Genomic DNA, 26517 nt, shown 5'->3' with positions numbered 1-26517 from the left:
AAAACAACATGAAAAAGTACATATATATTCTAATATTTATATTGATAGCCTCCAGTTGTTTTGACAATTTAGATAAGCAACCTGATTTTATTTCAGAGAACTTGGTTTTTGAGGATCAAAACCTAACCGAAGCGTATATTGCGGATTTATATGAGCGGCTCAATTTCCAAACGAGTACAGATGTTTTTATGGGTATCAGAGGTGCAGCTGGTGCAGAATACACTGGTTTTGGCAATTGGCAGCCGGCAAACGGTGTAGCTACAAGGCAATATATTGCAGAAACCGGTCCAGGAAACCTGGATAGATGGTTGTATACGCCAATTCGGGACATGAATTTTCTTTTGGAGGAAATTGAATCCAGTACTACATTTTCTCAAGAATACATCACCATGAAAAAAGCAGAAGTCAGATTTCTCAGGGCCTTTGCCTATTTTGAAATGGTGAAAACTTTTGGTGGAGTTCCATTGGTCCTGCGTGTGCAGGATATCAATGAACCCATTGAAAATTTGAGGGTTTCCAGGGACAAGGAAGAAGATGTTTATGATTATATTTTCAATGAACTTGAAGATATCCTAAACGATTATTCCGAAAATAAAACAGGTGCCAACGGTCGTGCAGATAGGTATGCAGTATTGATGCTGCAAAGTAGGGCCATGCTCTATGCCGCAAGTATTGCCAGAAATGGAAGTGTGGAGCTAGATGGGGTAGTTGGAATACCATCCAGCCGCCAAAATGAGTTTTTTGAGCGGTCCTATAATGCATCGAAAGAAATAATAGATTCAGGTTTATTCCAGCTTTATGACCAAAACCCCGATAGGGTTCAGAACTATAGAAACATTTTTCTTGACGAAGGTAATGATGAAATTATTTTTGCGGAAATTTTTGAACCGTTTATCAAAGGGCATGATTGGGATTTCATGGCTTTTCCAGCTGGATTCAATGCGACTTGGAATTCCAATTGGACGGTGATGTACGATTTTGTAGAACTATTTGACTTCACAGATGGTAGGTCAGGGAAAATTGAACGGTCTCAATTTACCAACCAAAACCTATGGGATATTGATGATTTCTTTGGCAATAGGGATCCTAGATTTAGGGCATCTGTATTTTATCCTGAAACCGAATTTCAAGGGAGAAAGGTTTTCTTTCATTCCAATACGGTATATTTTGAAAATGGAGAAAGGAGGGTTTCAACTCAGGAAGCCCAAAATTTCCAAACTCTAAACGGAGAAATCTTTCCAGGAGCTGCCCCCCAGAGAAACAGGATAAGGTCCGGTTTTCAATTGAGAAAAAGAGTGGATGATTCCAATACCTTGCCTCAGGCAGCCAATTCAGGTCAGGATTACGTAATATTTCGTTATGCGGAGACATTGTTGAACTACGCTGAGGCGGCCTATTATTTAAACAGGGCTGGAGAATCATTGGATGCCATCAACCAAATAAGAGAAAGGGTCGGAATGCCGCTTCATACTCAACTTGATGAAGAAAAAATTAGAAATGAAAGGCAGGTAGAGCTTTGTTTTGAAGACCATAGGTACTATGATCTGGTGAGATGGAGAATTGCCCACGAGGTGCTTTCAGTGAGGACTGCCGGCATGGTGTACAGTTACCATTTGGATGAAGATAAGTATGCCATTACCCTAAATAATGCCGAAAACCTAGAAAGGGTATTTGAACCGAGAAGGTATTACCTGCCTTTTGGTTTGAATCGTTTGGCTGAGAATCCTAATTTGGTCCAAAATCCGGGGTTTTAGGGCATCGTGATTAAAATTTTTATTTATATTAACAAGGGATGGCTAATAAACTACCAACTTAGCCATCCCTTAAATTCGAACTTTATGAGTCAACCAAAAAGGGATGAGGCCTTGGATCCCTTTCCAAGAACGGCCTATGAGGTACGGAAAAACATCCAGGAGTACTATGCCATCATCAGCCATATGGATGCACAGATCGGTAAAATTTTGGATAGCCTGGGGGCAACGGGGAAAAGGGACAACACCTATTATTTTCACTTTCAACCATGGCCTGGCCGTGGGATACCATGGGCTGATGGGCAAGCAAAATATGTTTGACCACAGTATCAGACCCATAAGCTAACCTTACAAAGTAGTAGTATTTGAAGGATGAGTTCCAAATAGATAAGGTTGTTCCTCTAGGCCTCAATTTTATTGGAACTGTCAAATATAGGAGCGCTCATTGATTCTGTAAATGAATGAATTAGACAAATTAAGGATTCTTCAGGTAGAAGCCAACATGGTTTTTAATAATGTCGGTTGGCCTTCTATCACCAAGGTTCGCCAGGATATCCGCAAAATCCGGGTTATTGATTTATTCAGGTAAACCATCTGTTAAGAACAAATTATTATTTATAAAATATAATTGAGATGAGAAAAGCAATAATTATTACAATATTATTAATTAGTTCAATAACCCTGTCAGTAAATGCGCAAAACAGGGCATCATGGATGAAAGATGCAAAATGGGGCGTTATGTTACATTACAGTGCCGCAATCTTAGCATCGGAAAATAAATTAGATGCGGACTCAATCAACATTGATAAATGGAATCATCTTATAGATAATTTTGATTGTGAAGAGCTTGCAAAGCAATTGTCGGATGTAGGTGCCGGATACCTCATCATCACAATTCGACATGTAGGAGGATTTTTTATGGCACCCAATTCAATGTATGAGCATTATATGGGGCAAGCGCCCAGTATTAGTAGTAACCGCGATCTAATAGTTGATTTACATCAAGCTCTGGATCAATACGGAATTAAGCTAATTACCTACGTATCTTCTAAGTTTCGTTTTAATCCGGAAGAAGTAAAAGCATTTGCGTACGATAGTGACGATCCAAGAAAGGCAGAAATGTATCTGCGTTGGCAGGAAGTTATCAGGGAATTTTCCACGCGTTGGGGCGATAAGGTCTCTGGATGGTGGATAGATGGTTGTTATACACCCAATTCACATTTCAGACACCCGGATATTCCAAATTTTGCTTCCATGGCCGCCGCCGCCCGTGCCGGTAATCCAAACAGTAGTGTTGCCTTTAACCCGGGTGTTTTTCCCAGAGTCATGTCTTTGACACCTTATGAGGACTATACAGCAGGCGAAATTAATGACCCAAGTGGCATTCGTTGGAAGTACAATGAAGATGGAATGATTGATGGAAATCAAATCCAAATTTTAAGTTATTTAGGCAAAACCTGGGGAGAAGGCGACCCCCGGTTTACCGCTGAACAAGTTATTAAGTATAGCCTGGATGTTAATGAAAAAGGCGGTGCAGTAACCTGGGATGTTCCTCCTTTGCGTAATGGAACCATTTCCGACGATTTTATGAAACAGTTGGGAAAGATTGGTGATGCGTTGGGTACCAAGAAAAAATAGTGGCCTAAATATAGGACACTAACAAAAACAAATAGAATGCAACAGTTTAAAATCATAATTTTTCTTTTTCTATTTACAAGTTTATTTTTCTCTTGTAAATCAGAAGTTAAAGAAACCCAACCCAATATTGTGGTAATCCTATGTGGTGATTTAGGATATGGTGATTTATCCGCTTATGGGCATCCGATCATTCAAACGCCTAATTTGGATAAATTGGCTGAAGATGGGATTAAATTTACCAGCTTCTATTCTGCAGCTCCGGTTTGTTCTCCGGCGCGTGCAGGTATGCTCACAGGTAGAAGTCCTAATCGAGCAGGGATCTATGATTATATACGACCAGCGAACGGAAAAGTGGAAGACTGTCTTGACCTGGTACATTTACAGGCAGACGAAAAAACGATTCCTGCCATGCTAAAGGAGGTAGGGTATTCCACCTTTTTATCGGGAAAATGGCATCTTAATTCAAAGTTTAACAGCGAGGCACAGCCAACACCCGGATATTTTGGTTTCGACCACTGGTTTGCTACGCAGAACGTCGCAAGGCCAAGCCATGAAAACCCAACTAATTTTGTGCGCAATGGCGAAGAAGTAGGGGAATTGAAAGGTTTTAGTTGCCAGATTGTTGTTGACGAAGCCTTGAATTGGTTACAAAACAGGGAATCCGAAAATCCATTTTATCTGCAGATTTGTATTCACGAACCCCATGGGCCTATAGAATCCCCGCAGTTTTTGGTGGAAGACTATTTGCCAAAATCGATAAATGAAGATCAGGCACAATATTTTGCGAATGTGGCTAATATAGACGATGCTGTTGGGCGTTTGGTGGAATACCTGAAGGAGCATTATGGTGAAAACACACTTGTTGTTTTCACTTCAGATAACGGACAAGAAACTTTACACCGCTTTAAAGCTGCAATAAGGGCCTATGGTTCGCCGGGGCCGTTAAAAGGAATGAAATTGTGGACAACTGAAGGAGGAATCCGGGTCCCGGGTATTATATCCTGGTTAGGAAAAGAGACCTATAACGGAACTTCGGATGCTGTTGTCTCGCTGTTGGATTTCATGCCCACTTTAGCAGAGGTTTCCGGAGCAAAACTGCCTGAAAAAGCGCTGGACGGGCAGTCTATGATTCCAGTAATTGAAACCGGAAAGATGGAGAGGCACAAACCCCTCATATGGGCTTTTTATGATGCGATAAATCAACACATAGTCTCCATGCGAACAGATGAATGGAAAATTCTCGCCCGCCTGAAAACCGATTCTACCTACCTCCCATTGACACATAACTTGTATGAAGGAAATGAAGCATTGGTAAAGCAGGCCCATTTGGTTGATTTTGAATTGTATAATATGAACGAAGATATTAAGGAAGCAGAAGATGTTGCTGAAAAATATCCGGAGGAACTTGAGGAAATGAAATACCTTTTGAAAGTGGAGTATAACAATCTATTAGAGGGAAGTCATATATGGAGTAGAGGAGGTGAATAGACTAGTAATTTTTAAATAACATGAGTTTTTGAATGAACAATTATAAGGTCTGGTAAAATCCAACTGCGTTGTATAATTCAATTTAATATTAAAGAAATTGACAAGTGACTATACTATGGAGAATTGATAAAAGGTGATACAGAAATCCTGTTTACGATTAATGCAAAATAGAAATGCTTAAACATATGAAATCGAGCCTGTCCTGACGGAAGTCAGGGCATGACGCAGGCGACAAACGGAGGGATGATTATCAATCATGCGAGATTCCACCCCGACCTGCGTTGCGGGGCAAGTTCCCGAGGGTCGGGACAGGTTATGACCGATGAAAAGAAAATATAAACACATGAAAATGATACGAATGATAATTTTTATTTTGGGGTTGGCTCTATTTTTTTCTTGTAATAACCAAAAGGAAGCTTATGATGCTTTTTATCCAGGACAAGAATGGAAAGATGATAATGGTGTTCATATAAATGCCCATGGAGGAGGGATCTTGTTTTATAATCAAACCTACTTTTGGTACGGTCAACATATGGTTGAAGGGCGTATTGGAAATACGGCACAAGTAGGGGTTCATGTTTATTCATCTAAAGATTTATATAACTGGAAGGATGAAGGAATCGCTTTATCGGTAGATAGTTTAGATGCTAACTCAGATATTGCAATGGGTTGCATTTTGGAAAGGCCTAAAGTAATCTACAATAAAAAAACTAAAAAGTTTGTAATGTGGTTTCACCTGGAATTAAAAGGACAGAAGTATAACGCTGCAAGATCTGGTGTAGCAGTAGCCGATAATCCAACAGGGCCTTTTGTATACGTTAAATCGATGAGACCAAACAAAGGTGTCTGGCCTATTAACGTTCAGGAATTTCATAAACTTCCTGTTTCGGATACCATAAAAACCAATTACTGCGGAGGTCCGGATTGTCTTCCCGGTCATGTAGATTCGTTGAATATTTTAGGCCGGGATTTTGAGCATGGACAAATGGCCAGAGATATGAATTTGTTTGTTGATGATGACGGAAAAGCCTACCATTTATATTCTTCTGAAGAAAATAGCACTTTACATATAGCCGAATTAAGTGATGATTATCTTACCCATTCAGGAAGATACGCCAGATTTTTTATCCACAGATACATGGAAGCACCAACTATCCTTAAGACCAGTAAAGGGAAATATTATTTCATTGCCTCGGATTGTACGGGCTGGGCTCCAAATGCTGCCCGATCAGCTGTTTCGGATAACATATTTGATCCATGGAAGGAGTTAGGAAACCCAAGCATTGGTCCGGATTCTTTAACCACTTTTAATTCGCAAGGCACCTTTAATATTCCCGTTCAAGGGAAACAAGATGCTTTCATATTCATGGCTGACCGGTGGGTACCTGAAAATCCCATTGATGGTCGATATATATGGTTGCCTATCTATTTTAAAGGTGACAAAGTTCGTTTGCAATGGAAACAGAAATGGGATTTAAGTGTTTTTGAAGAAGAATAATGTTTAAACATATAAAATGATACAACTTAATATTATAATCTTTCTTTTGCTGTTATCAACAGCATTTTTTCCCTGTATATCAGAAATAAATGACGCTCGTACTAACATTGTAGTAAAACATTGCGATTCATTTGCGACCTGCCTGCCGGGCACAGGCAGGGATTCCCTGTCTGCCGACAGGCATGGCACCCCGACCTGCGTTGCGGGGCAAGTTCCCGAGGGTCGGGACAGGTTATGACCTTTTAAAAAACAACTATAATTATATGAAAAAGTACTTTATTTTAGGTTTTTGTTCGGTAGTAGTTGCTTTGTTTTTATTGGTTTATCCTGGCATTAGTGGGATTGACCAACCTTTGGAGGAATTACAAAAACCAAACATTTTATTTATTTTCACTGATGATCAAAGTTATTCATCCGTAAATATATTGGGAAACGAGGATGTATCTACGCCCAATATGGATAAATTGGTAAAAGGTGGTATTAGTTTTTCAAATGCTTACATTATGGGAGGAAGCTCCCCAGCAATATGTTCTCCTTCCAGGGCAATGTTGTTTAGTGGACTAACGCTGTGGAACTTGGAAAACCAGGGAATGTATGGATTTGAAATATCTAAAAAGTACAGGACACTTCCACAGGTTTTTCGGGAAAATGGATATATCACATTTGCCACCGGTAAAAATGAGCCGGGACGTAAAGGACATTTTGCACGTTCTTTCAGCCAAGGGGATAAAATATTATTTCGGGGGATGACAGGTTCTCAATACGAGTTGCCCTTGTGCCCATTCTCACCGGAGGGAGATTATTCACCCGATAAGGAGGAAATCCATACAGGGGTTCATTCTGCTGAGCTATACGCAAATGCGGCAATTCGTTTTCTTGAAAATCAAAGGGAAAGCGAACAGCCCTTTTTTGCTTATGTGGCTTTCCAGACACCTCATGATCCAAGACAGGCTCCTGAGGAGTTCCTTGATAGGTATGAACCGGAGGAAATGGAGTTGCCGGCCTCTTTCTTGCCTGAGCATCCTTTCGACAATGGGATGCTTAGAATTAGGGATGAGAACCTTGCAGGATTCCCCCGACAAGCTCAGGAAATTAAACGGCACATTGCTGATTATTACGCCATGGTCTCACATGATGATAGGCAGATAGGCCGTATATTGGATGCTCTTGAAAAATCAGGAAAGTATGAAAACACCATTATCGTTTTCGCTTCTGATAATGGATTGGCTGTGGGGAAACATGGTTTAATGGGTAAACAAAATGTGTATGAACATTCAATTCGTGTTCCATTTGTTATCTCAGGGCCAGGGATTTCTAAAGGTGAAACAAGAGATCAGCTTTGTTATATTTATGATGTGTACCCCACATTATGCGATCTTGCAGGTATCCGGGTTCCGGATGAAGTGCAGTTTAAAAGTTTGATTCCAAGTATAAAGGATAAAGGTAAGATGCATAGAGCATATTTATACTTTGCCTTCATGTCTTGGCAAAGATCCCTCCGGAAAAATGACTATAAATTGATTGAATATGCCGTGGAGGGTAAGCGTTTTACCCAGTTGTTTGACCTTTCCAAGGACAGGGAAGAACTCAATAACTTAGCGGCAAACCCTGAATATACAAAGGTATTAGAAAATTTGAGGACTATGCTGAAATCAGAAAGCCTAAGGCAAAATGACGGCAATTCCACTTCGGCTTTTGCCAGTAATCAGGGCATGGAGTTTTGGAAAATTTATGAAAATACCGAAAAATCAGAATTTCCAACAACAGATTTGACTCAAAATCCAGGTTATTGATTAAAATATGTTTTATTGATTTCAATAATAAAAAAGCATGTTAAAAATATTTAAAGTCTGCCCCAAATACCCTTAGGTAATATGATCGAAACAAAATACGAAGGCAGGCAAAGTTGGTCCGCTTTATTCATTACCTCCATTATTGATCAGCGGTCCGGGTATTCCCAAAAGGGAGAATTTCAGTCAACAGCTTTTTTTACAATATGAATGTTTAAATTGGGGTTTAAATCAAAATTTATCCCAAAGTATCTCTCCGTATTGATCCTGCTACAGATCCAGATCCCGGTTATTAGTTATATTAGAGACCTGGCAGGTTTTCAAAACCTGCCAGGTCTCTCTAGGTAGTTCAAACCCAATAGAAAATGAAAAGAAGAGAAATGATCACCAAAATGGGGGCGCTTTCCCTAGGGTTTGCTACCCCCCATCTTTCAAAAGGGGAGGTCCTAGCGGCTCCCTATAAAGTGCAAAAGCGGAAAATAGAAACCGAGATTTTGGTTGTGGGAGGGGGGACAGCCGGTGTTGTGGCTGCCATTCAAGCCGGCCGGGCAGGAACCAAAACGGTCCTCATCGAAAGTGGCAGCCAACTGGGAGGGACCACAACCACGGGGGGCGTTTCTTTCCCCGGAATTTTCCATGCTTGGGGGAAACAGATTATCGGAGGAATAGGCTGGGAATTGGTGATGGATGCGGTAAATCTAAACGATGATATATTGCCAAACTTCTCCATTATACCCGATAATAAATCAGTTCGCCACTGGAGGCATCAGGTAACCGTAAATGGGTCACTTTATGCCATGCTGGCAGAGGAAAAGTGTGTGGAGGCCGGTGTGGATATTCATTTTTATGAAACCCCAACGGAAATCAACTTTATTAAGGGGAAGTGGAAAGTAAAAACAGTGGGGAAAGGGATTGCCAATGAAATTATTTGTGATCAGATCATTGACTGTTCCGGGAATGCCGCAGCCGCATCCATAGCAGGCTTTCCCCTTTTGAGAGAGGCAGATACACAACCGGGATCCTTTATCTTCAGGATTGGGGGGTATGATTTTGAATCCCTGGACCTTTCTAAAATCCCAAAGGAATACCATGCCAGGCTCAGGCAAAATATGCTCATCAATGAGGACGTTAAGGTGGAATCATCCGTTAACAATTTCCCCCCTACCGTTCCCTATAATTACGTTTATGTGCATGGTGCTGACTCATCAACAGCGGAGTTGCACACAAAAGCTAATATAGAGGGGAGAGCTTCTCTATTGAATCTTATTAGAAAACTAAGGACGTTCCCGGGTTGTGAAAAATTAAAATTAGTGAGTGCCCAGCCCGAAACAGTCGTTCGGGAGACCTTCAGGATTGACGGCCTCTATAAAATCACACATGAAGATTACGTTTCCGGAAAAGTATTTGACGATTCATTGTCCTATTCCTTTTACCCTATTGATTTGCATAGAGACGGGCAATCCATCTACCAGGAATTTCTAAAGGAAGACATTGTTGCAACGATACCCCTTAGGGCCTTGATACCTAAAAACAGCCAGAATTTTTTGGTTGCTGGGCGTTGCCTGAGTAGTGATCGACTGGCCAATTCTGCACTAAGGGTTCAGGCATCCTGCATGGGAATGGGACAAGCAGCGGCAGCGGCTGCTGTTTTGGCTATTAAACATAGCGTCACCCCGGCTGACGTTCCTATCGGTGAGTTGAAAAATATGCTTAAAGAACACGGTGGGATCGTACCGGAAGCCTGAGTCATTAATGGAAAATAACAGATAAATGATCAATTCGATCAAGGGCTTATGGATTGGGATTATATTGATCCTGTTTTGCTTTGAGAATGGGGATGACATCCGATACTTTCAATCTTCTACCATACCTATTGGGGATTCCATGGATATAATTACCGTATCCATTGATGATTCACAAGAAAGTCATGAGATTTTCCTGAGAAGGACATCCAGTGGTACCCCGCTGCGTTATTTTATTGAACTTCAGACAGGAATTTGTTTTGATAACAAGTGTCGACCTTTGGATATTGTGATATACTGGAATATTACGGGCAGGTACTTGGGTTTTGAGCTGTTGGATGGAGAATTTCTGAGTAAATATGACCATACGCCGTTTACCGAAAAGGAATACGAAGAATTACATCATCTGCTGGCAGACCCATTCTTGCCATTGGGTAATTTTGAGTTTGAAGAGTTAGTAACTATTCCGGATACTGTCAGTCACTCGGTAGATGGTGTGTCTGGGGCAACGGCAAAGGATGTGCTGGAATATGTAGTAGAAGGGGCTGCCTACACTACCCATAAACTATGGAATGTGGTCCATGGCCCCATCAGGGAACAAGTAATGAGGCTGACAGAAAGTAGCTTTGATCCCTTTTTGTTTCGCAAGATTCTACAAAGTACGGATCAAAGTGATAGGACCTGGGCATTGGAACGTGTTTCTTTGCTTTCTGAATTGGATGATGCAGTGATTGAAGCATTAATCGGCGTCTTCCATGAAGAGGAATATTTTCAGTCTTATTTGTTACTGAAATCACTTTCATCCCATCAACTGGAATCAGAGGATTTACAACTTAAGCTTTTTGATCTAGTAGGAAAGGTAGACCAAAGCATAGAAAATCTGATTTTTGATAAATTAGCCGATGCCTCTCATTTAAGTCCAGCAGTTGTGGATCATTCGATTTCTATCCTAAAGGATTTGACTGGTGCACAGCTGGTAAGGCTATTGAAACTTTATTCGCATCATAGGGTAAAGAAAGCAGAATTACTGGGGGAACTAAGCCGGATAATACCCCATGAAAACAAATATGTTGATAATCAGGTGTTACAGTTCCTGAAGAAGAATTCCGATAGCTTTGATTAAATTAGCAATCCCTAACGCCTATGGGGGTGAATTTTTGCATAAATAGTAATTCAAATTGCTACTGTTTTAAAGGGCAGGGCGAATTATATTAAAAGAAGATGTGTGAGTAGTGAATAACCAAATTGGTGACCGAATTAAGATTTGAATTTTTGTGTTCAGCCGTATAATTGGCTATCTTTAATAACGGAAAACGTTGAATACCATGGTAACTGAAGTAGTGAAACGCTTGATCAATGTGGATGAATATTATAAAATGGCCGAAGTAGGGATTCTAAAACCGGATGACCATGTAGAACTTATTAATGGAGAAATTTTTCAAATGAGCCCGATAGGAAGCAGGCATGCAGCGATAGTTGATAGATTAGCCAGAAAATTAAATCAATTATTCCCGAACCAAATAAATATTAGAGTTAAAAACCCCATCAGATTTGATATGAACAATGAACCTGAGCCGGATATTTCCCTGTTGAAATACAAAGCCGATGATTACGCTTCGGCACATCCGGTACCGGCCGATGTGCTAGCCATTTTTGAAGTGGCAGGTTCTTCCATCAGGTTTGACAGGGAAGTGAAAGCCCCGCTATACGCTACACATGGCATACGGGAATATTGGATCATTGATCTGGACACCAATCAAATTGAAGTCTTTTCCAAACCCCAGGACGATGCCTATACAGAAACCCGGATTTTCCGGCCTTGGGATGAGATCTCACTGATGGGCAAAATGCTCTCCGTAAAAGAGTTGCTTATTTTGGATTAAGGGAAAAAGAAAATTACTACTTTAAAATAACGGAGAAATTCCAAATTATACCTTTATATTTATTTATCCTCTTTGGTACATTTATGGAAAAGAAATTAAAAAAGATAGTTTTTCATTCTAGTTTTGAAGAACAAAGGTTACATGGCCAATCATTTTCCATTCGGTGGAATGCCACGAAAAGGTTAAATGAAATGTACAGGATAAATAAAAAATTATACGGTGAAAGCTATGGAAAAATTTCAAAAAAAACAGAGCTATTTGTAGCATTTCCTGATGAAAGTGTAAATGATTTTTACAGACGGATAGATAAAAATGGCCGATCTATTTGACAAGGATCATCAGAAATTCATCATACTGCTTAATAAATTTGAGGTAGAATACCTTTTGATAGGCGTTGTAGCAGTCAATTTTTATGGTTATAGCAGGGGAACCGGTGATATTGATATATGGATTGGCTCAAGTAATTCGAATAAGGAAAAATTAATTGCAGCCATAGAAGAATTTGGTTATGATACTTCCGACTATAAAAAGATAGATATTGAAGAAATAACCATGTTTAGCTTGGGGTCGAGAAATGAACCAGGTCATATTGAACTTACAAACAGAATTGCAGGGGTAAAGTTTGAAGAAGCCTATTCAAAAGTAGAGGCAAGGGTGATTGAAGGAATCTTAATAAAGGTAATTCATTATAATGATTTGATAACAAATAAATTGGCATCTGCCAGACCAAGGGATCTTGATGATGTAGAAAACCTTTCTAAGATCAATAGGGGAAGATAAGCCCCATCACGGATCAAGGTTTATCATATAGAGACCAACAGGCGAACCCGGAACTTTTTCCATATTGAAAATGCTGATGAGAATTCCGGCATTGAAGGATTTTCATCTTGTATGGGGAACAGCCTTGTCATTGTAATATGGACATCGGACTTCGGTAGATTTGGATTTATTTAATTGCCAACCATTTGAAAATACCCTTATCGAAAAAAGTCTCTTTGATTTATTTTGGGGATGCGGAGGAAAGTGAAGATCCCGTCAGCCTCAAAGGTCAATCCTGGAAAAAGGTAAAGAAAACCATTGAGAAAAAGGTTAGGGATTTTCTAGAATAACATTACATTTATTTTATCAACGCTTTAAATCCGGACAAATACAGGGATTGTAAAAAAGCCTGGTCTTCTCTGGTTAGGATCACTGTTTTCTGGGTCTTTTGAATGGCCTGTTCCTGTGGATTTGTGATTAAATTGGTCAAAAAATAATGGTAAACCCAACTATAATGAATAGACGAAAAGCATTGACAAATTTAGGGGCTCTGACGGGCTCCTTGCTGATTTCAGACCTGCTATTGACAATCAATAGTTATGCTTCCCCAAATAAAACTATCCTATTAGTATCAGGTTGGCAGGACGTTAATATTGGGGACATTGCCCATACACCGGGGCTATTGCACATACTTCAGACATTCCTTCCTGATTATGAAATCGTGCTTTGGAAAAGAAGCGAAGGAGAGGAAGTGAAAGACCTTTTAAATAGAAATTACCCAGCTGTCAGCATAATTTACGGAGCGGTGGATAATGATAAAAACGTTTCCAATAGAGAAGTTTTGGACGCAATGCAAAAAGCGGATATCATGATCCATGGGTCGGGGCCTTCGGTAGTAGGACAGACAAATTTGGAAGCATGGGTTAAACACACGGATAAGCCATTCGGTATTTTTGGGACCACCATACAGCATATCGACTCCGATTTGGAGGTTCTATTGAAGCAATCCGCATTTATATACACAAGGGAAACAGCTTCCTTAGAAGTCTTGAAAAAAAGCGGAATAAGAGGGAAACACATTTCCTTTGCTCCTGATGCCACTTTTTACCTCAACATGCGTGATGATTCCAGCGCTGAGCAATTTTTGAAACAACATGAATTGAATGAAAAGGAATTCATATGTGTAATTCCCAGGTTGCGGTACACCCCCTACCATAAAATTCGAAAAATGGATTGGTCTGCCGAAAAAATAAAAGAGGTGGAGGACACCAATGATCAATATAAGGAAAAGGATCATTCCAAGATGAGGGAAGCGATGATCCGATGGATAAAGGAAACAGGAAACAAGGTATTGGTATGCCCTGAAATGACTTACCAGGTGGACATTATGGACGAATTGCTATTTGACCCATTGCCTGAGGATGTCAAGCCAAATGTGGTGAAACGTGGATATTGGCTGCCAGATGAAGCGGCATCCATTTATGCAAAGGCACATACCGTTCTGAGCTTTGAATGTCATTCACCCATCATTGCTGCGGCTAATGGCACCCCGATGTTCTATCTTAGACAACCTGAAGACACCATCAAAGGCCAAATGTATTATGACCTTGGATTTGATGATTGGATCTTTGAAATCGATCAAACGGAGGGACATCAAATAGCGGAAAGACTTATGGGGGTATGGCGTGATTATGATAAGGCCAAAAATAAATTAACTCGATCAATGAGGAAAATCGATAAGATCTACAGCAAGAGTACTACTAGAATCAATAAAATACTGACATAGAATTTATATTTCGGGAATAATTATTGAGCTTAGATTGATATAAAACCAAAATGACCAAAAAATGAAAAAGTTAATTCCCGTTGTCTTCCTCCTTCTAGTAAGCGTAGATAGTGTCTTGGCCCAGGGAAACCGGCTTATTTTCGAGGAAATGCCGGGCATGGTTTCCTATACCTACAGAGATAGCTTCTCCAAAGATGTGGCTGCTACCTTGGACACATTGCAGGCCATGGGTGTCAAAGACATGGAATTTTCCAACCTCTTTGGAAAAACCGCCCAAGAGTTGAGGAAACTGCTAGACGAAAGGGACATGTTTTGTTCTTCTTTTGGCGTCGGTTATCCAGATTTGGTCAATAAAACCCATGAAGTGGCAGAGAATGCCAAAACCCTTGGCGCAAAATTTGTAAGGGTGGCCTGGATACCCCATGAGGCTCCTTTTGGCCTCTCTGATGCCAAACAGGCCATTGTTGATTTTAATAAAGCAGGAAAGATGCTAAAGGAGGAGCATGACCTCACCTTCTGTTACCATAACCATGGGTACGAATTTCATCCCCATGAAAACGGCACCCTCTTCGACTACATGATGGAACAGACCGATCCGGAATATGTAAGCTATGAAATAGATATCCTTTGGACCTTTTTTCCCGGTGAAGATCCTGTCGCACTGATCAACAAATACCCGGACCGCTTTAAATTGATGCACCTAAAAGACCTGAAAAAAGGGGTGGAGGGTGACATGTCCGGGGGGACCCCCAAAGAAAACGATGTAGTCCTGGGTACAGGGCAACTGGATCTTCCCGCTATTCTGAAAGCGGCCAAAGAAGCTGGAATTGAGCATTTTTACATAGAGGATGAAAGTCCCATTTACTATAAACAGGTACCCAAATCCATAGCCTATTTACGAAGTCTAAGATATTAAGAAAATACTATCTTAAGTTCCACTGTTTTCGAATACAGCTCTGGTCTGGTTTCCCACTTCCCTTTGGTAAAATCAGGAAAATCCACCGGCCGACTTTTGTCTTCCACCGAAGTCCCGGTTAGTGGAATAATGGCAGCACTTGTAACAGAATCATACACATCCCAGTCTGGTTGTTTATTTTCCTGTAAGGCAAGAACAAGTCGGTGCCAGTTGATTGGCGTTTGGGTCGTATCCCCGCTGCCGTGGCCACGGATAGCCCCGCCTATCCGTCCCGGGGGAAATACTCTTTCATGATCTAATGCTCACATTCCTTTAATTACGCTTCTGCCGGCTCCCATTGATGATCCTTGGGACTTTGGTCTTCAATGTAAATCCGTTGGGCATCTCTTGCTTTTAAATCGACCCCATTGTTTCCCAGAATCGGGAAACTTTCCCTGGGGTGAGGGGTATGGGTGTCGTGGTTAAGGGTAATAACCATTTTCCCTTTAAACTTCCGGATCAGTGTAGCGTTATAATCTCCCATAGCAAGAGAGGAAAGCTCCGGAGATTGGGAGCTTTATGACATGGAAACCGACCAGACAGAATTAAACGACGTCAGTGATTTAAATGCAAACTTGGTGTTGGAGCTGAAGCAAAAATACGATGAATGGGCAGCCGATGCCGGGGTGTTGCCTTGGGAAGAAGTGATAAAACTTGGCAATAACTGACTTTGCAGATTGCGGGCCTTGCCAAAGGGCTAAGTAACAAGTTCTTTAAAGATGAACGGCACCATCGACCTGATTAATTCGCATTGAACCTGAAAATCACTTCTATCTAATATTCTTGAGACTTAATAATTCCCGGTATTGAGCTGTTCTAAAAGCTGATTACCAGCTGCTGTTAACCCAATTATCTCGGTTGCAACTCCTATTTTGGCATAGGTGTCAAAATAAGCAACCTTTGCCACTGGTAAAACCAAGCGCTGAATTATCGTGACACCTTTATTCTTCAATTGAGCTACGGCATCATCAAATTCCGCCTCCTGAACCGCATAAGCGATATGCTGTATACCACCATTCTTTTGTTGGTCCAGAAAATCGGTATAAATGCTTTTGCCTGAAACCGGTTGGATCAACTCCACCATGGTACCTCCAGACATGGCCAAATAAAGGTGAAATTCAAAATCGGCAGGCTGCCCATTATAAGTGCCTTCCAGATCTTGGGATCGTAAATTTTCCATTTTCATGAAACGGGGAACTCCCATTGTTTCTTGGAAAAATTTTGCTGCTACCTCAATATCAGGAACCACCCAGGCAACTTGCCCAAAGTGCTGTCCAAATAAGGTGTTTTCTGGTCCTTTTGTAGTTGCTGTTTGTTCGTTCATGGCGTATTAAATTTTTTGGTACAAAGAATAGATTATTTCGTTCCTACATCTAGGATCCATTAGATTCCTTTCGAGTATACTTACTTTTCCATATAGGGCATTACATCCAATTGAAACCCTTCTTTCATACCCATTGCCCAGGATTGTTGGTCTATAGTTGCGGAGTCTATGGATGGACTAAAGCTAAAAAAATAGCCTCATGTGTCGTTAGTACTCATGTTTCAAATGTTGAAACAGAGGTTTCAACGCCTTTTTAAGTTTAATCCTAAAGCTATTTTTACCTATGAGAAGGATTTAAAATCTAAGAAGGAGGGGATTTTTTCTGCTGATTTTGTAACTTTCATCTCACTTGTTCAGGTTGTCTGTCAATACCTAAATAAGTGAAAAAAACGGGCCTAAAAAGCCTGAATCGAGTTAATTCAGGCACTTTTATGGCCCTTTCATTAACTCCTTTGCGGATGTTAGGTACAAAAATAAATTGGAGATGCGAAATTTATCAAATCTATTGCTACTTGTACTGTTTCTAACCTACAACAGTTATGCAGATAATTATGTGGGAATCAAGGAAGTCGATATTTGTATTTATGGAGCCACTCCCTCAGGTATCACGGCTGCAATATCCGCGAAACGGGAGAACAAATCCGTAGTTATTATTGAGCCCAGCAAATGAGTAGGTGGTATTTTGGGTTAAGGGTTAAAACTAATACGGATTGTCCAAATATAGAGGCGGTGGGGAGAATGAACAGGCTTTTGATAGAAAGACTGGGTGTCAGGAACGGAAAAATGGGAGATAGTGTCAGTCATAGAATACTGAAAGCTGGGAAAACCACTCTTTGGGAGGGGGGTATTCGGGTGCCTGGCATCAATCGCTGGCATGGAAAGATAAAGCCAGGTGTTAGGGAGGAGACCCTTGCCGGCATAGTGGATATTTTGCCTACAATCTGTGAGATCACCGGAACAGCGCTGCCAGAGGATCGAAGAATTGATGGTGTAAGCCTGTATCCTGTATTTAAAGGCAAATCCCTTCTGCGTGATAACCCCTTATTTTGGTTTTATTATCCCTCCAGGCCTGCCTGTGTTATAGGGGATGGAGATTGTACACTGATCGTAGGTTTGAAAATTGATATCCCCAGGGACAACCTGTTTGATGAGGAATGGGTCGGGTTGATTAAGGAATCGGAACGGAAGAATTTCCGGCTCTATAACATCAAAGAAGACGCCCGTCAGGAACATGAAATTTCCTCCAAACACCCTCAACTGTTGTAGGTTATGAGAAAAAAACGATCCAGCTTCAAAATGAAGTTGTCACCGAAGCAAATCATTGGCGGGAGTTAAGATGGCCTTAATTTATAATATGAACATCCCTAAATCCATAGTGCTAGTTTCCCTTGTAGTTCTTTTTTCTGGTTTTACCCAAAAAAAGCACTCCCTTAGTGAATATGACCTCATCATTTACGGCGCAACCCCCTCAGGAATTATGGCAGCCATCAACGCAGGACGCAGGGGGCATACTGTGCTTCTGGTCGAGGAATATGAACATATAGGAGGGTTGATGACAGGAGGGCTTTCCTTCACTGACTTTATTTCTTTCGAGGTCTTGGGAGGTGAATTCCAAAACTATACCAACAGAGTGCTTGCCTATTATACAGAAAAATACGGCCCCGATTCCCAGCAAGTGGAGGATTGCCACTTTGGCATTCATGCCGAACCACATGTCACCCTGCAGATCTTCCAGGAAATGCTCCGGGAATTTCCCGGTATCGAAGTCATTGCCAAACACAGGCTGAACAAAGTTATACTAGGCGAATCTAATGGAGGGAAAGTAGGTATTAGCGGGGTTCGGTTAATCGATCTTAATGAGGACCAAACGGTAGAGTTTGAAGCAAAGGTGTTTATAGACGCCACCTATGAAGGGGACCTGGCCGCCATGGCAGGGGCCAATTACTTTCTTGGAAGGGAGTCACAGTCCACCTATCATGAACGGTTTGCCGGGAAAATTTTTACTAGGGGCGGAGTGATCCAAAGTGGAAGCACGGGGGAAGGGGATCAAAGAATACAAGGCTATAACTTTAGGGTTATCATGACGGATGACCCTGACAACCGTATCATGATAGCAGAACCGGAAGGGTATGACCGAAATGTTTTTACGCCTATACTTGAAACACTGAAAAACAAAAAAGTAGCCCAGATTTTCACGGAAGACGCCCGGGGAATTTTGCGGGTGCAGCTTTTGCCGAACAGAAAAGCCGATATCAATGATATAAAAAATGCCCCAGTCCGTATGGCGTTACTGGGAGGGAATTATGATTATCCAGAGGGGAATACGGAGACCAGAAACCGTATTATCGAGGATCACAGGTTGCACAACCTCAGTCTTATCTATTTCTTGCAGCAGGACAGGGAGGTTCCGGATGAGCTAAGAAAGGAAGCCCAAAAATGGGGGCTGGCCAAGGACGAATTTACGGACAATGATTATTTCCCCTACCGCTTGTATATCAGGGAGGCAAGAAGGATAGAAGGGGAGTATGTTTTTACGGAACAAGACACCTATATGGCCCCTAATTCCGTCCGCACTACACTAAAGAGCGATGCTATCGCCATTGGGGATTATGCGTTGAACTGCCATGGGGTAAGTCCCCCTGGTGAGCTATATGAAGACCTTACCGAAGGGGATTTTAACCATGTGCCCCCACCCTTTCAGATTCCTTACGGTATCACGGTGGTAAAGGGTTTCCACAACCTCTTGGTCAGCGTGGCCGTTTCCAGCAGCCATGTTGGGTTTTCCGCATTGAGGTTGGAACCCACATGGAGTGCGATTGGACAGGCGACAGGACTGGCTGCCCATCTTATGTTGGAAAACAACTTAGCAGCAGCCGATGTGCCAATTGATCAACTTCAACGGTTAATCCACGAAGCAGGGGGCAAAACGGTATATATCTCGGATGTGAGCAATGACCACCCCTATTTCAACGCCATCCAGTATTTGGGGACCAAAGGATTATTCCACCAAATGTTTCCATTAGGGGATATCAATTTAAAGTCAGCACCCAACCTCTGGAACATGCAATACCGTGAGGCTTATCCCTACCATCACATCGATCCTGAAAAGCAAGTTACTGATGAGCTGGCAAAATCTTGGATTAGGATGTTGAACCTCGATACAGAAAGTTCGGAAACGCTAGAACTACTTAACAGTAAAAACATTACCAGGGGGGAGTTTTTAAATCGCTTGTATCAACTGCATTCCCAAAAAAGGTAATTTGAACCAGTATTGAATCCGCTCTCCTCGGCCAGGTAAAAGCTATCCTGCTGACGAGCGTACTTGGGAGGAAAGTGTGATTTAAAGAATTCGAGTTAAGGAAAGGATAGCTATACCTCTAGATTTGTTAAATATTAATAATCTAAGATTGTTGTTATAGTTATCAACATTGAGGTGGGTCTGGGGGGGAGGCTCAAAACTTGTAGATTACTGAGGGTAACCTTAAATTTAGGAACAGGAACGGGGTGAACTTTTTCGCTACCTAGGATATCAAGTCCTATGTCCCGTAGTAGTCCCCGTTCCAAGTTCCGGCTGCCAAGAGAACCAGTTAGAATATTAGGGTAGCAGACCTTCTAAAGGTTTTAGTTCCGGCAGCCATAATTTGTGAATATTTAACAGTAAAGTCATGAAATTTAGAGCATCACGCAAGTGACACACTAAGTATTAAAAATTGGAATTTACAGAAAGGAAATGACATTTAGTTTCTCGCAGCCCTGCCCTGACTTTTTCAAGGAGCCACAACGATTACACATCGGTCGCAACGTAAAAAAATATTTGTCATTTTAAGTACCATGTCAATGGTAGGTATAATTATAGAACACGCAAGATTACCCCGAAACAAGTCCCCCTAAACAAGTTCGGGGCAGGCAGGGGCAGGCTATATGACCGCTGAAAAGAAATTATAAACACATGAATTAGGAAACTTAAAATGAAGTGTAGGTATGGTCCTTCACCAATCAGACGGAGACAGAGTTATTAGTATAAATCGACAGAGGTAAATGGATAGAACAAGGAACTTTCTGTTTCGAAGATGGGTTTCAAAAAAGTAGTACCACGCTCGGGGAGAAGGGCAAATTTGTTATTGCTGACGCGGTGAAGTTTGAATTTGTAGATATTTAAAGCATTCCGCTTATTTTTTGTATATTTTTGCATGTTGACAGCCCGATTAGTACCGACGAAGATCAGTTTTAACCCACCAATAACCCGTATTATGGAATATTTCATGGAATCTTAAGGAAGACGCTAAGTGGAATTTTGGGGTTTTGCTTTTAGAAACAGCTTTACTCAATGGCCGCTGATAATGAAAAATACAATATAGGAATCCTCACCATTACTGTAGGGAACGAGATGAAGAAGGATTAAAAATCGGCATTAATGGAATTAATAACTCAAATAGGATATAAACAGATTGCGAGAGGAGTGTCTGAGGGAATTAGCTCAATAAAGTACCAATCCCTTCTAAAAGGGCTGGGCCTCCGTGTGGTTGCCGCCGATAGCAACTTGGGAAACATACAGAAAGAGCTAGGTAACTATTTCAAAACAGCTGAAGAGCTTGGCAGAATATTTGGTTTGGTTCTGCCCATGGCTCTCATTGGCAACGGACTTAAAACAGCCTGAGACCATGGAAGCCGTGGAAAACATCAACCAAATGGGTAATAAGGTTACAGATGCCGGGTTTAGATTTGCTTGGTGCAATCATGACAAGGGATTCGTAGCAGTGGACAGTAAACTCGTTTTTGACAACATGATGGAGCCTTCAGGCACGGAATATTCTAAGATGGAACGGGATTGGTACTGCGTAGTAAATGGAGGTTATAACCCGATGGATTTATTTAGAAAATATCCGTCCTGGTTTGAAATAGGCCATGTCAAAGAAATGAAAAAAAACCGCGATGGAGGTATCAATTATGTGGGTCAAGGCATAATCGGCTTTCTACCAATATTCGAGGTGGAGAAAACTGGTGGTGTTAACTAAGATATTGTGGAAAATTAGCCTTCAGCCAAAGGCATTGATTGTGCATGAGAAGTTAAAGAACAGTTAGCACTCTTTTAAACCAATTGGAGTAAATTTAGCAAAAAAGTCCAATTAAATTCAGTAAAATACAAAAACACCTACTTTAATAATTGATTAATATAATATGAAGCTATTTGGATTTCCAAATCTTAACTTCGATGTTCATTCTGAATATCAATTTGAATTGATGAATGAGACATTTTTCATTCAAGGCATATTCCAAAAGCTCAAAGATGACTGGTTTGAAGAATTTAAGGATTTAGAATTTTATATTTACTCGTCACATAAAAAACACACCACACCAGCTAGTATAAATAGAATTAGCACTAAAAAAAAGATCTTAATCTACTTATCTGACGAGACTGGTGAACTTCCCGAAAATTTAGCTCCCCATTATTTTGCCATCTTTAAAAGCTACATTGGTGATCAGGTTCCAAAAGCGGAAAACATTTTTCCATTTCCATTGGGTTACGTGAACGGTGTACCGAGCTTTCAGGTAAAACCAATGGTCGAAAGGAAGGTGAATATTTTTTTCAGGGGAAACATTAATGCGAATAGAATTGATCTATACAAAAATCTTTCATCTTTTGGGAAATTGTTGCCTAAATCCTCAATTCTTAGCGGTGACCGGTATAGAAGAATCCTTTTAAAGCTGCAAAGTGATTTTAGTAATCGTTTCCCTGATTCAATAATTATTTTCAATAGCGATTTCAAATCAGGATATTCATTGGAAGAATATGGCAAAATGCTATCTGAAAGCAAAATTGTTTTATGCCCCAAAGGATTTGAAAGGGCGGAATGTTTTAGGCATTTTGAGGCCATGAGGGCGGGCTGTGTAATCATATCTGAGAAATTACCTAACATAGAATTTTATAACAACTCACCAATAATTGAAATAGATAATTGGAAGGATGGGTTGAAAATTGCAAATGGACTACTTAATGACCCTAACCAACTCGATAAAATTCAGCAACAAATGATTGATTGGTGGATGAATAAGTGTTCAGAGGATGCGACGGCAAAATATATTATTGACAAGGTTAAAGAGCTATCCTTCCAAAGAGGGAGTAAAGTGAGCTAATAAAGTGTTTGGGTTAGCATTTAATTTTTTCTCAATTGGATTGAGGTTGCTAATGGGGTTTGACCACTGTCGGGAGTCTTTGGGGATTAGGATCGAGGTTGGTTTTCTTCCTAACGATGGATAAGGGAAGGCGTAGGGGCAGGGATTCCGAAAGCTACAATTTGAATTTGCGTTACGTACCTATTACGGGTCACAAACTCATTGCGATACACAAAGAAACCCGCGAGGGTTTCAACTCCATTAGCCTCGGGTAGCAAACCTGGGGTAAGGAAACGCAATATGGAACCTGCAACCCCCAGGGGGTTGAACTCCCGTGACCACCAATGTGATAGGGGATTTTAATTTTTTAATGGCTCAGCATCGGATACCATTTTTCTGCATTGGTCCGGTATATTTTATCTACTACCTCTCTGGGCAACTTCATGCCTTTGAATTTTCCGGTTACTTTTGGCACTTCCATTTCCTCCCCTGAGGTGAAAAACTCCCAATGCCGCAACCATACTTCATGGGCATGCTGCATGATTTCTTCCGGCTGGGTTAAGGCTTTGGCCTGAATATCTGATGCACCGGTCCTGAGGTCGGTTCCATAAATAAGCCGGTCTTGGTAGTTAACCAAAAAATCGTGAACCCCCTGCCAGTTGGTAATGGCCTGGTATTGCAGATGGGAAATTCTTTCTGCCATATCCACTGCCATATTGGGGTATTGATCCAGTCTTTTTGCCAACTCCTCCACATCATATTCCAAACTGCCCAAATGGGCACCTACAAACCTCAGGTCAGGATGTTTAGCCAGCATGCGGTCCCTGGCATCGATCTGGTCTTCATAAGTAGGAAAGTCGGGAAAATTGTACATATGATACTTGGGGTTTTCGCTAAAATAATCCCTGTCACCCTGTACCGTCATTTCATCCAGTGGTAGCCAGGTGTTTTTGGGTTCACCAAGATGCCCTAATAAGGTAATATCCTTTTCAATAAGTAGTTGTAGGATGCCATCAAAGCGTTCATCATCTATCATCACAAATTCATCATTGTCATCCTTCAATTCCATGCCGATGTTTTTCCAAACCTTTACTGCAATAGCACCATTTGAAATGGATTTTTCCAGATAGGCCATGGTCTTGCTTTCCCAATCTTCCTCATGGTAGCCTTCAAGGGAGAAGGTAGTGGCATAAGCGACCTTTTCTGGAAATTGGCGAAGGAGCTTCAAAGAAAAATCTTCTTGCTCTTCCGGTGTAATGTCCGGGGAAGTGTAAACACTTACGTTCAATAAGCCAAAGTTGTCCTCTGCCGCCTGCCGCAAAAAGAGGGTATCGAAGTCTGTCCTCAGGTGTACATGGGCATCGTATTTTTTTAGGTTATTAAAATCCTCAAGTCCATAGTAGGTTTCCTCAGGGCGCTCATTCATCTTGTTTTCTTTAGTAGGTGACTGACAGGAAGGATAAAGCACTATAAGGTACCAAAGAAAAATAAATGATCGGACTCGTCCAGTATATTCTTTCATAATGTTGACGTGGATTGGGTGTTTTATTGTTCTTTTTAAAATAAGCAAAGAGGATTTGGACATGGCTTGTTGGTTTTTTTTGGTTTGCAAGTTTATTCCAATTCCATAGATCCATTAATTTAGCCAATGATTATTTTAATTTTGCCATTTTATAGATATTTTTATCTATTGAGGATGAAACAGACAGTAGATCAAATAATTCGGGTTAAAGAATAGGCTTTCATTGGTAAAGTCATTTTGCAAAATGGAGGAGGTGGACAAACTTTTCCAAGTGGCCCTTTAGAAAACCGAAAGGACGATGTTAACTTAGGACTTCCAAATAATTACTGGAACATCCGGTCTGTTGGTTACTTACCCACTTCAATAAACCCAGATTACCATTATGAGTCACTTCAACTGCCTACTGCTTATCAGCTTATTATTTGCATTAAAATCCAGTGCCCAACAGCTCCCATTACCTTCAGGGGCTTATGAATTCAGCATGTTGCCAGTAGTCAAAAACGATGCAGGAGAAAAAAGGCATCTTTTCAATTGGCCTACCAAAACGTTGGACAACTTTCAAGTTGATATCTACACCCTATTCCAAGACAAAGAAAGGACTGAAGAAAGCAGTGATTTTGGCAAAGAAAAATTGGTGTTGGTGATTAAGGGGACATTAGAAATTTCCCACGCCAACGAAAAGCAGCAATTGACCGAGAGAAGTATTGCCTTGATTTCCAAAGAGCAACAGGCCCACTATAAAAATACTGGTGCTGATAATGCCATTTTTTATGTAATACAATGGGATTCAGGTAATTTAAATGATGCGGCCTACGAAAATTCATGGACTTTTATTTATGACGAAATGGAATTCAAGTCCAATGTCAAAGGGGGTAGGAGGGATGTAATGGAAGCACCGACAAAAACGCTTTCCGAATTGGAAATGCACATCACTACCCTTTTGGAAGGGGAAAAGAGCCATGACCCTCATGTTCATCCCGATGAGGAGATTATTGTAGTTTTACAGGGGGAAGTGGAAGAAATGATCAACGGAACACCCTATCGGCTGGGTCCGGGTTCAATGATATTTTTAAGTGCGATGGACCCCCATGGCATACGCAATATTGGCAAGGGAACTTGTGAATATTATGCTATCAGGTGGACAACAGACAAGGATGGATGATTAATTTAATTTTTTGCAACCCTTGTAAAGACCTACTTTTGTCATTCCCATAACATTTATCAATATACAACAAACCCGAAATTTCACTATGGAAAAAAGAAGAGCGTTTTTAAAAAAAGCTGGTTTAATGAGCCTGGGTCTAAGTTCTCTGCATAGCACAGACATTTCATCCCAACAAAGGAAAAAGTTGAACATTGGGATCATTACCAATACGGTGAGGGAAGAAATGCAGCAGGATTATAAAAAAGCCCTGAAAATGCTGGCTGACATCGGTTACGAATATATTGAAGGGGGTGTGCCCGGAGATGACCTTAGGGCTCACAGGCAATTTTTAGGAGAGATTGGGTTAAATCAAATTGCCACCGGTGCTGGAATGAGCAGCCTTATAAATGAACCGGAAAAAACCATTCAAACTGCCAAGGCCCTAGGGGCGCCCTATGTCATTTGTTACTACCCTTGGATGTCTGATGGAAAGAACTTATCCAAAGATGAGGTATTGAAAAGTTGTGAACACATCGACCGCATAGGAAAAACCATCAAAGATGCGGGTTTACACTTTGCCTGGCACAACCATGCCATAGAATTTGAAAGGATAGATGGTGAATTGATCTTCGACCTTATGATGGAAAACACCGACCCTGCCTTGTCATCTGTGCAACTCGACATTTATTGGATTGCCAAAGGAGGCCAGGATCCTGTGGCCTATTTGCGAAAGTATAAGGGCCGTTATCAGCTACTGCACATGAAAGACATGAACAACAACCGGGATGAAGGAATGAGCTGCGTGGGACAAGGAATCATTGACTTTGAGCCCGTAATAAAAGCTGCATTGGAGGTAGGAGTTAAGTATTTTGTGGTGGAAAACGAAAGGGCCATCAAAGGTATGGACTGTGCACGGGTTAGTTTTGACCATTTAAATAGGCTAAGCAATAAAATATAAACCAAGCTCTGGTAGAAGATTAATCGTTTGTGGTGCATTCTTTTTTCAAACCAATATACCAGCCCAATAATAGCAATATCTATACTGAAATGGCTAAACCAAATATAATAAATTGTATCCTATTTTGACTCTCATTTTTTTAATGGAGACACATTAGTTCTTGTA

At 40.9% G+C, this 26517-nt stretch carries 27 protein-coding genes; 23 read left to right on the top strand and 4 right to left on the bottom strand.

Annotation, left to right across the window (positions count from 1 at the left end):
* Positions 1-8: 8 nt before the first annotated feature.
* From DB520_RS10455 to DB520_RS10395, 14 genes are all read left to right on the top strand, one after another.
* Positions 9-1754: a RagB/SusD family nutrient uptake outer membrane protein gene (locus tag DB520_RS10455; protein WP_114749665.1), complete on the top strand. Its 1746-nt coding sequence runs from the start codon at positions 9-11 to the stop codon at positions 1752-1754.
* 84 nt (positions 1755-1838) lie between these two features.
* Positions 1839-2072 (top strand): hypothetical protein, encoded by a 234-nt coding sequence (locus DB520_RS10450; protein ID WP_198675290.1) that lies wholly within the window; start codon positions 1839-1841, stop codon positions 2070-2072.
* A gap of 312 nt (positions 2073-2384) precedes the next feature.
* A complete protein-coding gene (locus DB520_RS10445; RefSeq protein ID WP_114749664.1) occupies positions 2385-3389 on the top strand; it encodes an alpha-L-fucosidase in 1005 nt (334 codons plus the stop codon).
* A gap of 36 nt (positions 3390-3425) precedes the next feature.
* Complete coding sequence (locus tag DB520_RS10440; protein WP_114749663.1) at positions 3426-4877, top strand: sulfatase family protein; 1452 nt, start codon at positions 3426-3428, stop codon at positions 4875-4877.
* Positions 4878-5220: 343 nt separating this feature from the next.
* Positions 5221-6375: a glycoside hydrolase family 43 protein gene (locus DB520_RS10435; RefSeq protein ID WP_232834911.1), complete on the top strand. Its 1155-nt coding sequence runs from the start codon at positions 5221-5223 to the stop codon at positions 6373-6375.
* A gap of 263 nt (positions 6376-6638) precedes the next feature.
* On the top strand, positions 6639-8168 hold the full coding sequence (locus DB520_RS10430; protein WP_198675289.1) for a sulfatase-like hydrolase/transferase: 1530 nt from the start codon (positions 6639-6641) through the stop codon (positions 8166-8168).
* Between the two features lie 362 nt (positions 8169-8530).
* A complete protein-coding gene (locus tag DB520_RS10425; protein ID WP_114749661.1) occupies positions 8531-9910 on the top strand; it encodes an FAD-dependent oxidoreductase in 1380 nt (459 codons plus the stop codon).
* 25 nt (positions 9911-9935) lie between these two features.
* On the top strand, positions 9936-11030 hold the full coding sequence (locus DB520_RS10420; protein ID WP_114749660.1) for a hypothetical protein: 1095 nt from the start codon (positions 9936-9938) through the stop codon (positions 11028-11030).
* Between the two features lie 202 nt (positions 11031-11232).
* Positions 11233-11790: a Uma2 family endonuclease gene (locus DB520_RS10415; RefSeq protein ID WP_114749659.1), complete on the top strand. Its 558-nt coding sequence runs from the start codon at positions 11233-11235 to the stop codon at positions 11788-11790.
* An 83-nt stretch (positions 11791-11873) separates the two neighbouring features.
* Positions 11874-12119: a hypothetical protein gene (locus DB520_RS10410; RefSeq protein WP_114749658.1), complete on the top strand. Its 246-nt coding sequence runs from the start codon at positions 11874-11876 to the stop codon at positions 12117-12119.
* The gene (locus tag DB520_RS10405) at positions 12103-12570 is read left to right on the top strand and encodes a nucleotidyltransferase (protein WP_114749657.1); all 468 of its coding nucleotides are present in this window, start codon (positions 12103-12105) and stop codon (positions 12568-12570) included. Before DB520_RS10410 ends, DB520_RS10405 begins: the two co-directional genes overlap by 17 nt.
* Before the next feature lie 185 nt (positions 12571-12755).
* Positions 12756-12899, top strand: coding sequence for a hypothetical protein (locus DB520_RS26610; protein ID WP_157972016.1), 144 nt, complete (start codon positions 12756-12758; stop codon positions 12897-12899).
* A gap of 164 nt (positions 12900-13063) precedes the next feature.
* Positions 13064-14335, top strand: coding sequence for a polysaccharide pyruvyl transferase family protein (locus DB520_RS10400; protein ID WP_114749656.1), 1272 nt, complete (start codon positions 13064-13066; stop codon positions 14333-14335).
* Between the two features lie 61 nt (positions 14336-14396).
* A complete protein-coding gene (locus DB520_RS10395; RefSeq protein ID WP_114749655.1) occupies positions 14397-15251 on the top strand; it encodes a sugar phosphate isomerase/epimerase family protein in 855 nt (284 codons plus the stop codon).
* On the opposite strand, the gene DB520_RS26605 is transcribed toward DB520_RS10395, so the two are convergent.
* Together DB520_RS26605 and DB520_RS10390 are read right to left on the bottom strand one after the other, a co-directional pair.
* A complete protein-coding gene (locus DB520_RS26605) occupies positions 15248-15409 on the bottom strand; it encodes a hypothetical protein (RefSeq protein ID WP_157972015.1) in 162 nt (53 codons plus the stop codon). The two genes, DB520_RS10395 and DB520_RS26605, sit on opposite strands and share 4 nt — an antisense overlap.
* Positions 15410-15567: 158 nt before the next feature.
* Positions 15568-15774, bottom strand: a complete 207-nt coding sequence (locus tag DB520_RS10390; protein ID WP_114749654.1) for a hypothetical protein — start codon at positions 15772-15774, stop codon at positions 15568-15570.
* Positions 15775-15814: 40 nt separating this feature from the next.
* On the opposite strand from DB520_RS10390, the gene DB520_RS26600 reads away from it, so the two are divergent.
* Positions 15815-15958 (top strand): hypothetical protein, encoded by a 144-nt coding sequence (locus tag DB520_RS26600; protein WP_157972014.1) that lies wholly within the window; start codon positions 15815-15817, stop codon positions 15956-15958.
* Positions 15959-16080: 122 nt separating this feature from the next.
* Here DB520_RS26600 and DB520_RS10385 read toward each other — a convergent pair whose 3' ends face one another.
* The gene (locus DB520_RS10385; RefSeq protein ID WP_114749653.1) at positions 16081-16614 is read right to left on the bottom strand and encodes a VOC family protein; all 534 of its coding nucleotides are present in this window, start codon (positions 16612-16614) and stop codon (positions 16081-16083) included.
* 484 nt (positions 16615-17098) lie between these two features.
* Between DB520_RS10385 and DB520_RS10380 the strand changes: the two genes are divergently transcribed.
* The 6 genes from DB520_RS10380 (at position 17099) to DB520_RS10350 (ending at position 22749) form a co-directional block, all read left to right on the top strand.
* A complete protein-coding gene (locus DB520_RS10380) occupies positions 17099-17284 on the top strand; it encodes an FAD-dependent oxidoreductase (protein ID WP_114749652.1) in 186 nt (61 codons plus the stop codon).
* A complete protein-coding gene (locus tag DB520_RS10375) occupies positions 17281-17880 on the top strand; it encodes an alkaline phosphatase family protein (RefSeq protein WP_114749651.1) in 600 nt (199 codons plus the stop codon). Before DB520_RS10380 ends, DB520_RS10375 begins: the two co-directional genes overlap by 4 nt.
* Positions 17881-17968: 88 nt before the next feature.
* Positions 17969-19873 (top strand): FAD-dependent oxidoreductase, encoded by a 1905-nt coding sequence (locus DB520_RS10370; protein ID WP_157972013.1) that lies wholly within the window; start codon positions 17969-17971, stop codon positions 19871-19873.
* Positions 19874-21028: 1155 nt separating this feature from the next.
* A complete protein-coding gene (locus tag DB520_RS10360; RefSeq protein WP_114749648.1) occupies positions 21029-21271 on the top strand; it encodes a hypothetical protein in 243 nt (80 codons plus the stop codon).
* Positions 21272-21275: 4 nt separating this feature from the next.
* On the top strand, positions 21276-21629 hold the full coding sequence (locus DB520_RS10355; RefSeq protein WP_114749647.1) for a hypothetical protein: 354 nt from the start codon (positions 21276-21278) through the stop codon (positions 21627-21629).
* Positions 21630-21792: 163 nt separating this feature from the next.
* Positions 21793-22749 (top strand): hypothetical protein, encoded by a 957-nt coding sequence (locus DB520_RS10350; protein WP_114749646.1) that lies wholly within the window; start codon positions 21793-21795, stop codon positions 22747-22749.
* Positions 22750-23095: 346 nt separating this feature from the next.
* Here DB520_RS10350 and DB520_RS10345 read toward each other — a convergent pair whose 3' ends face one another.
* Positions 23096-24250: an amidohydrolase family protein gene (locus DB520_RS10345; RefSeq protein WP_232834910.1), complete on the bottom strand. Its 1155-nt coding sequence runs from the start codon at positions 24248-24250 to the stop codon at positions 23096-23098.
* A gap of 382 nt (positions 24251-24632) precedes the next feature.
* On the opposite strand from DB520_RS10345, the gene DB520_RS10340 reads away from it, so the two are divergent.
* Positions 24633-25412, top strand: a complete 780-nt coding sequence (locus DB520_RS10340) for a cupin domain-containing protein (RefSeq protein ID WP_114749645.1) — start codon at positions 24633-24635, stop codon at positions 25410-25412.
* A gap of 88 nt (positions 25413-25500) precedes the next feature.
* Positions 25501-26352, top strand: a complete 852-nt coding sequence (locus DB520_RS10335) for a sugar phosphate isomerase/epimerase family protein (protein WP_114749644.1) — start codon at positions 25501-25503, stop codon at positions 26350-26352.
* The last annotated feature ends 165 nt before the right edge of the window (positions 26353-26517 follow it).

Source organism: Pleomorphovibrio marinus, assembly GCF_003347495.1.
Classification (GTDB): domain Bacteria; phylum Bacteroidota; class Bacteroidia; order Cytophagales; family Cyclobacteriaceae; genus Pleomorphovibrio; species Pleomorphovibrio marinus.
This window is presented reverse-complemented; position numbering and strand designations above follow the sequence as displayed.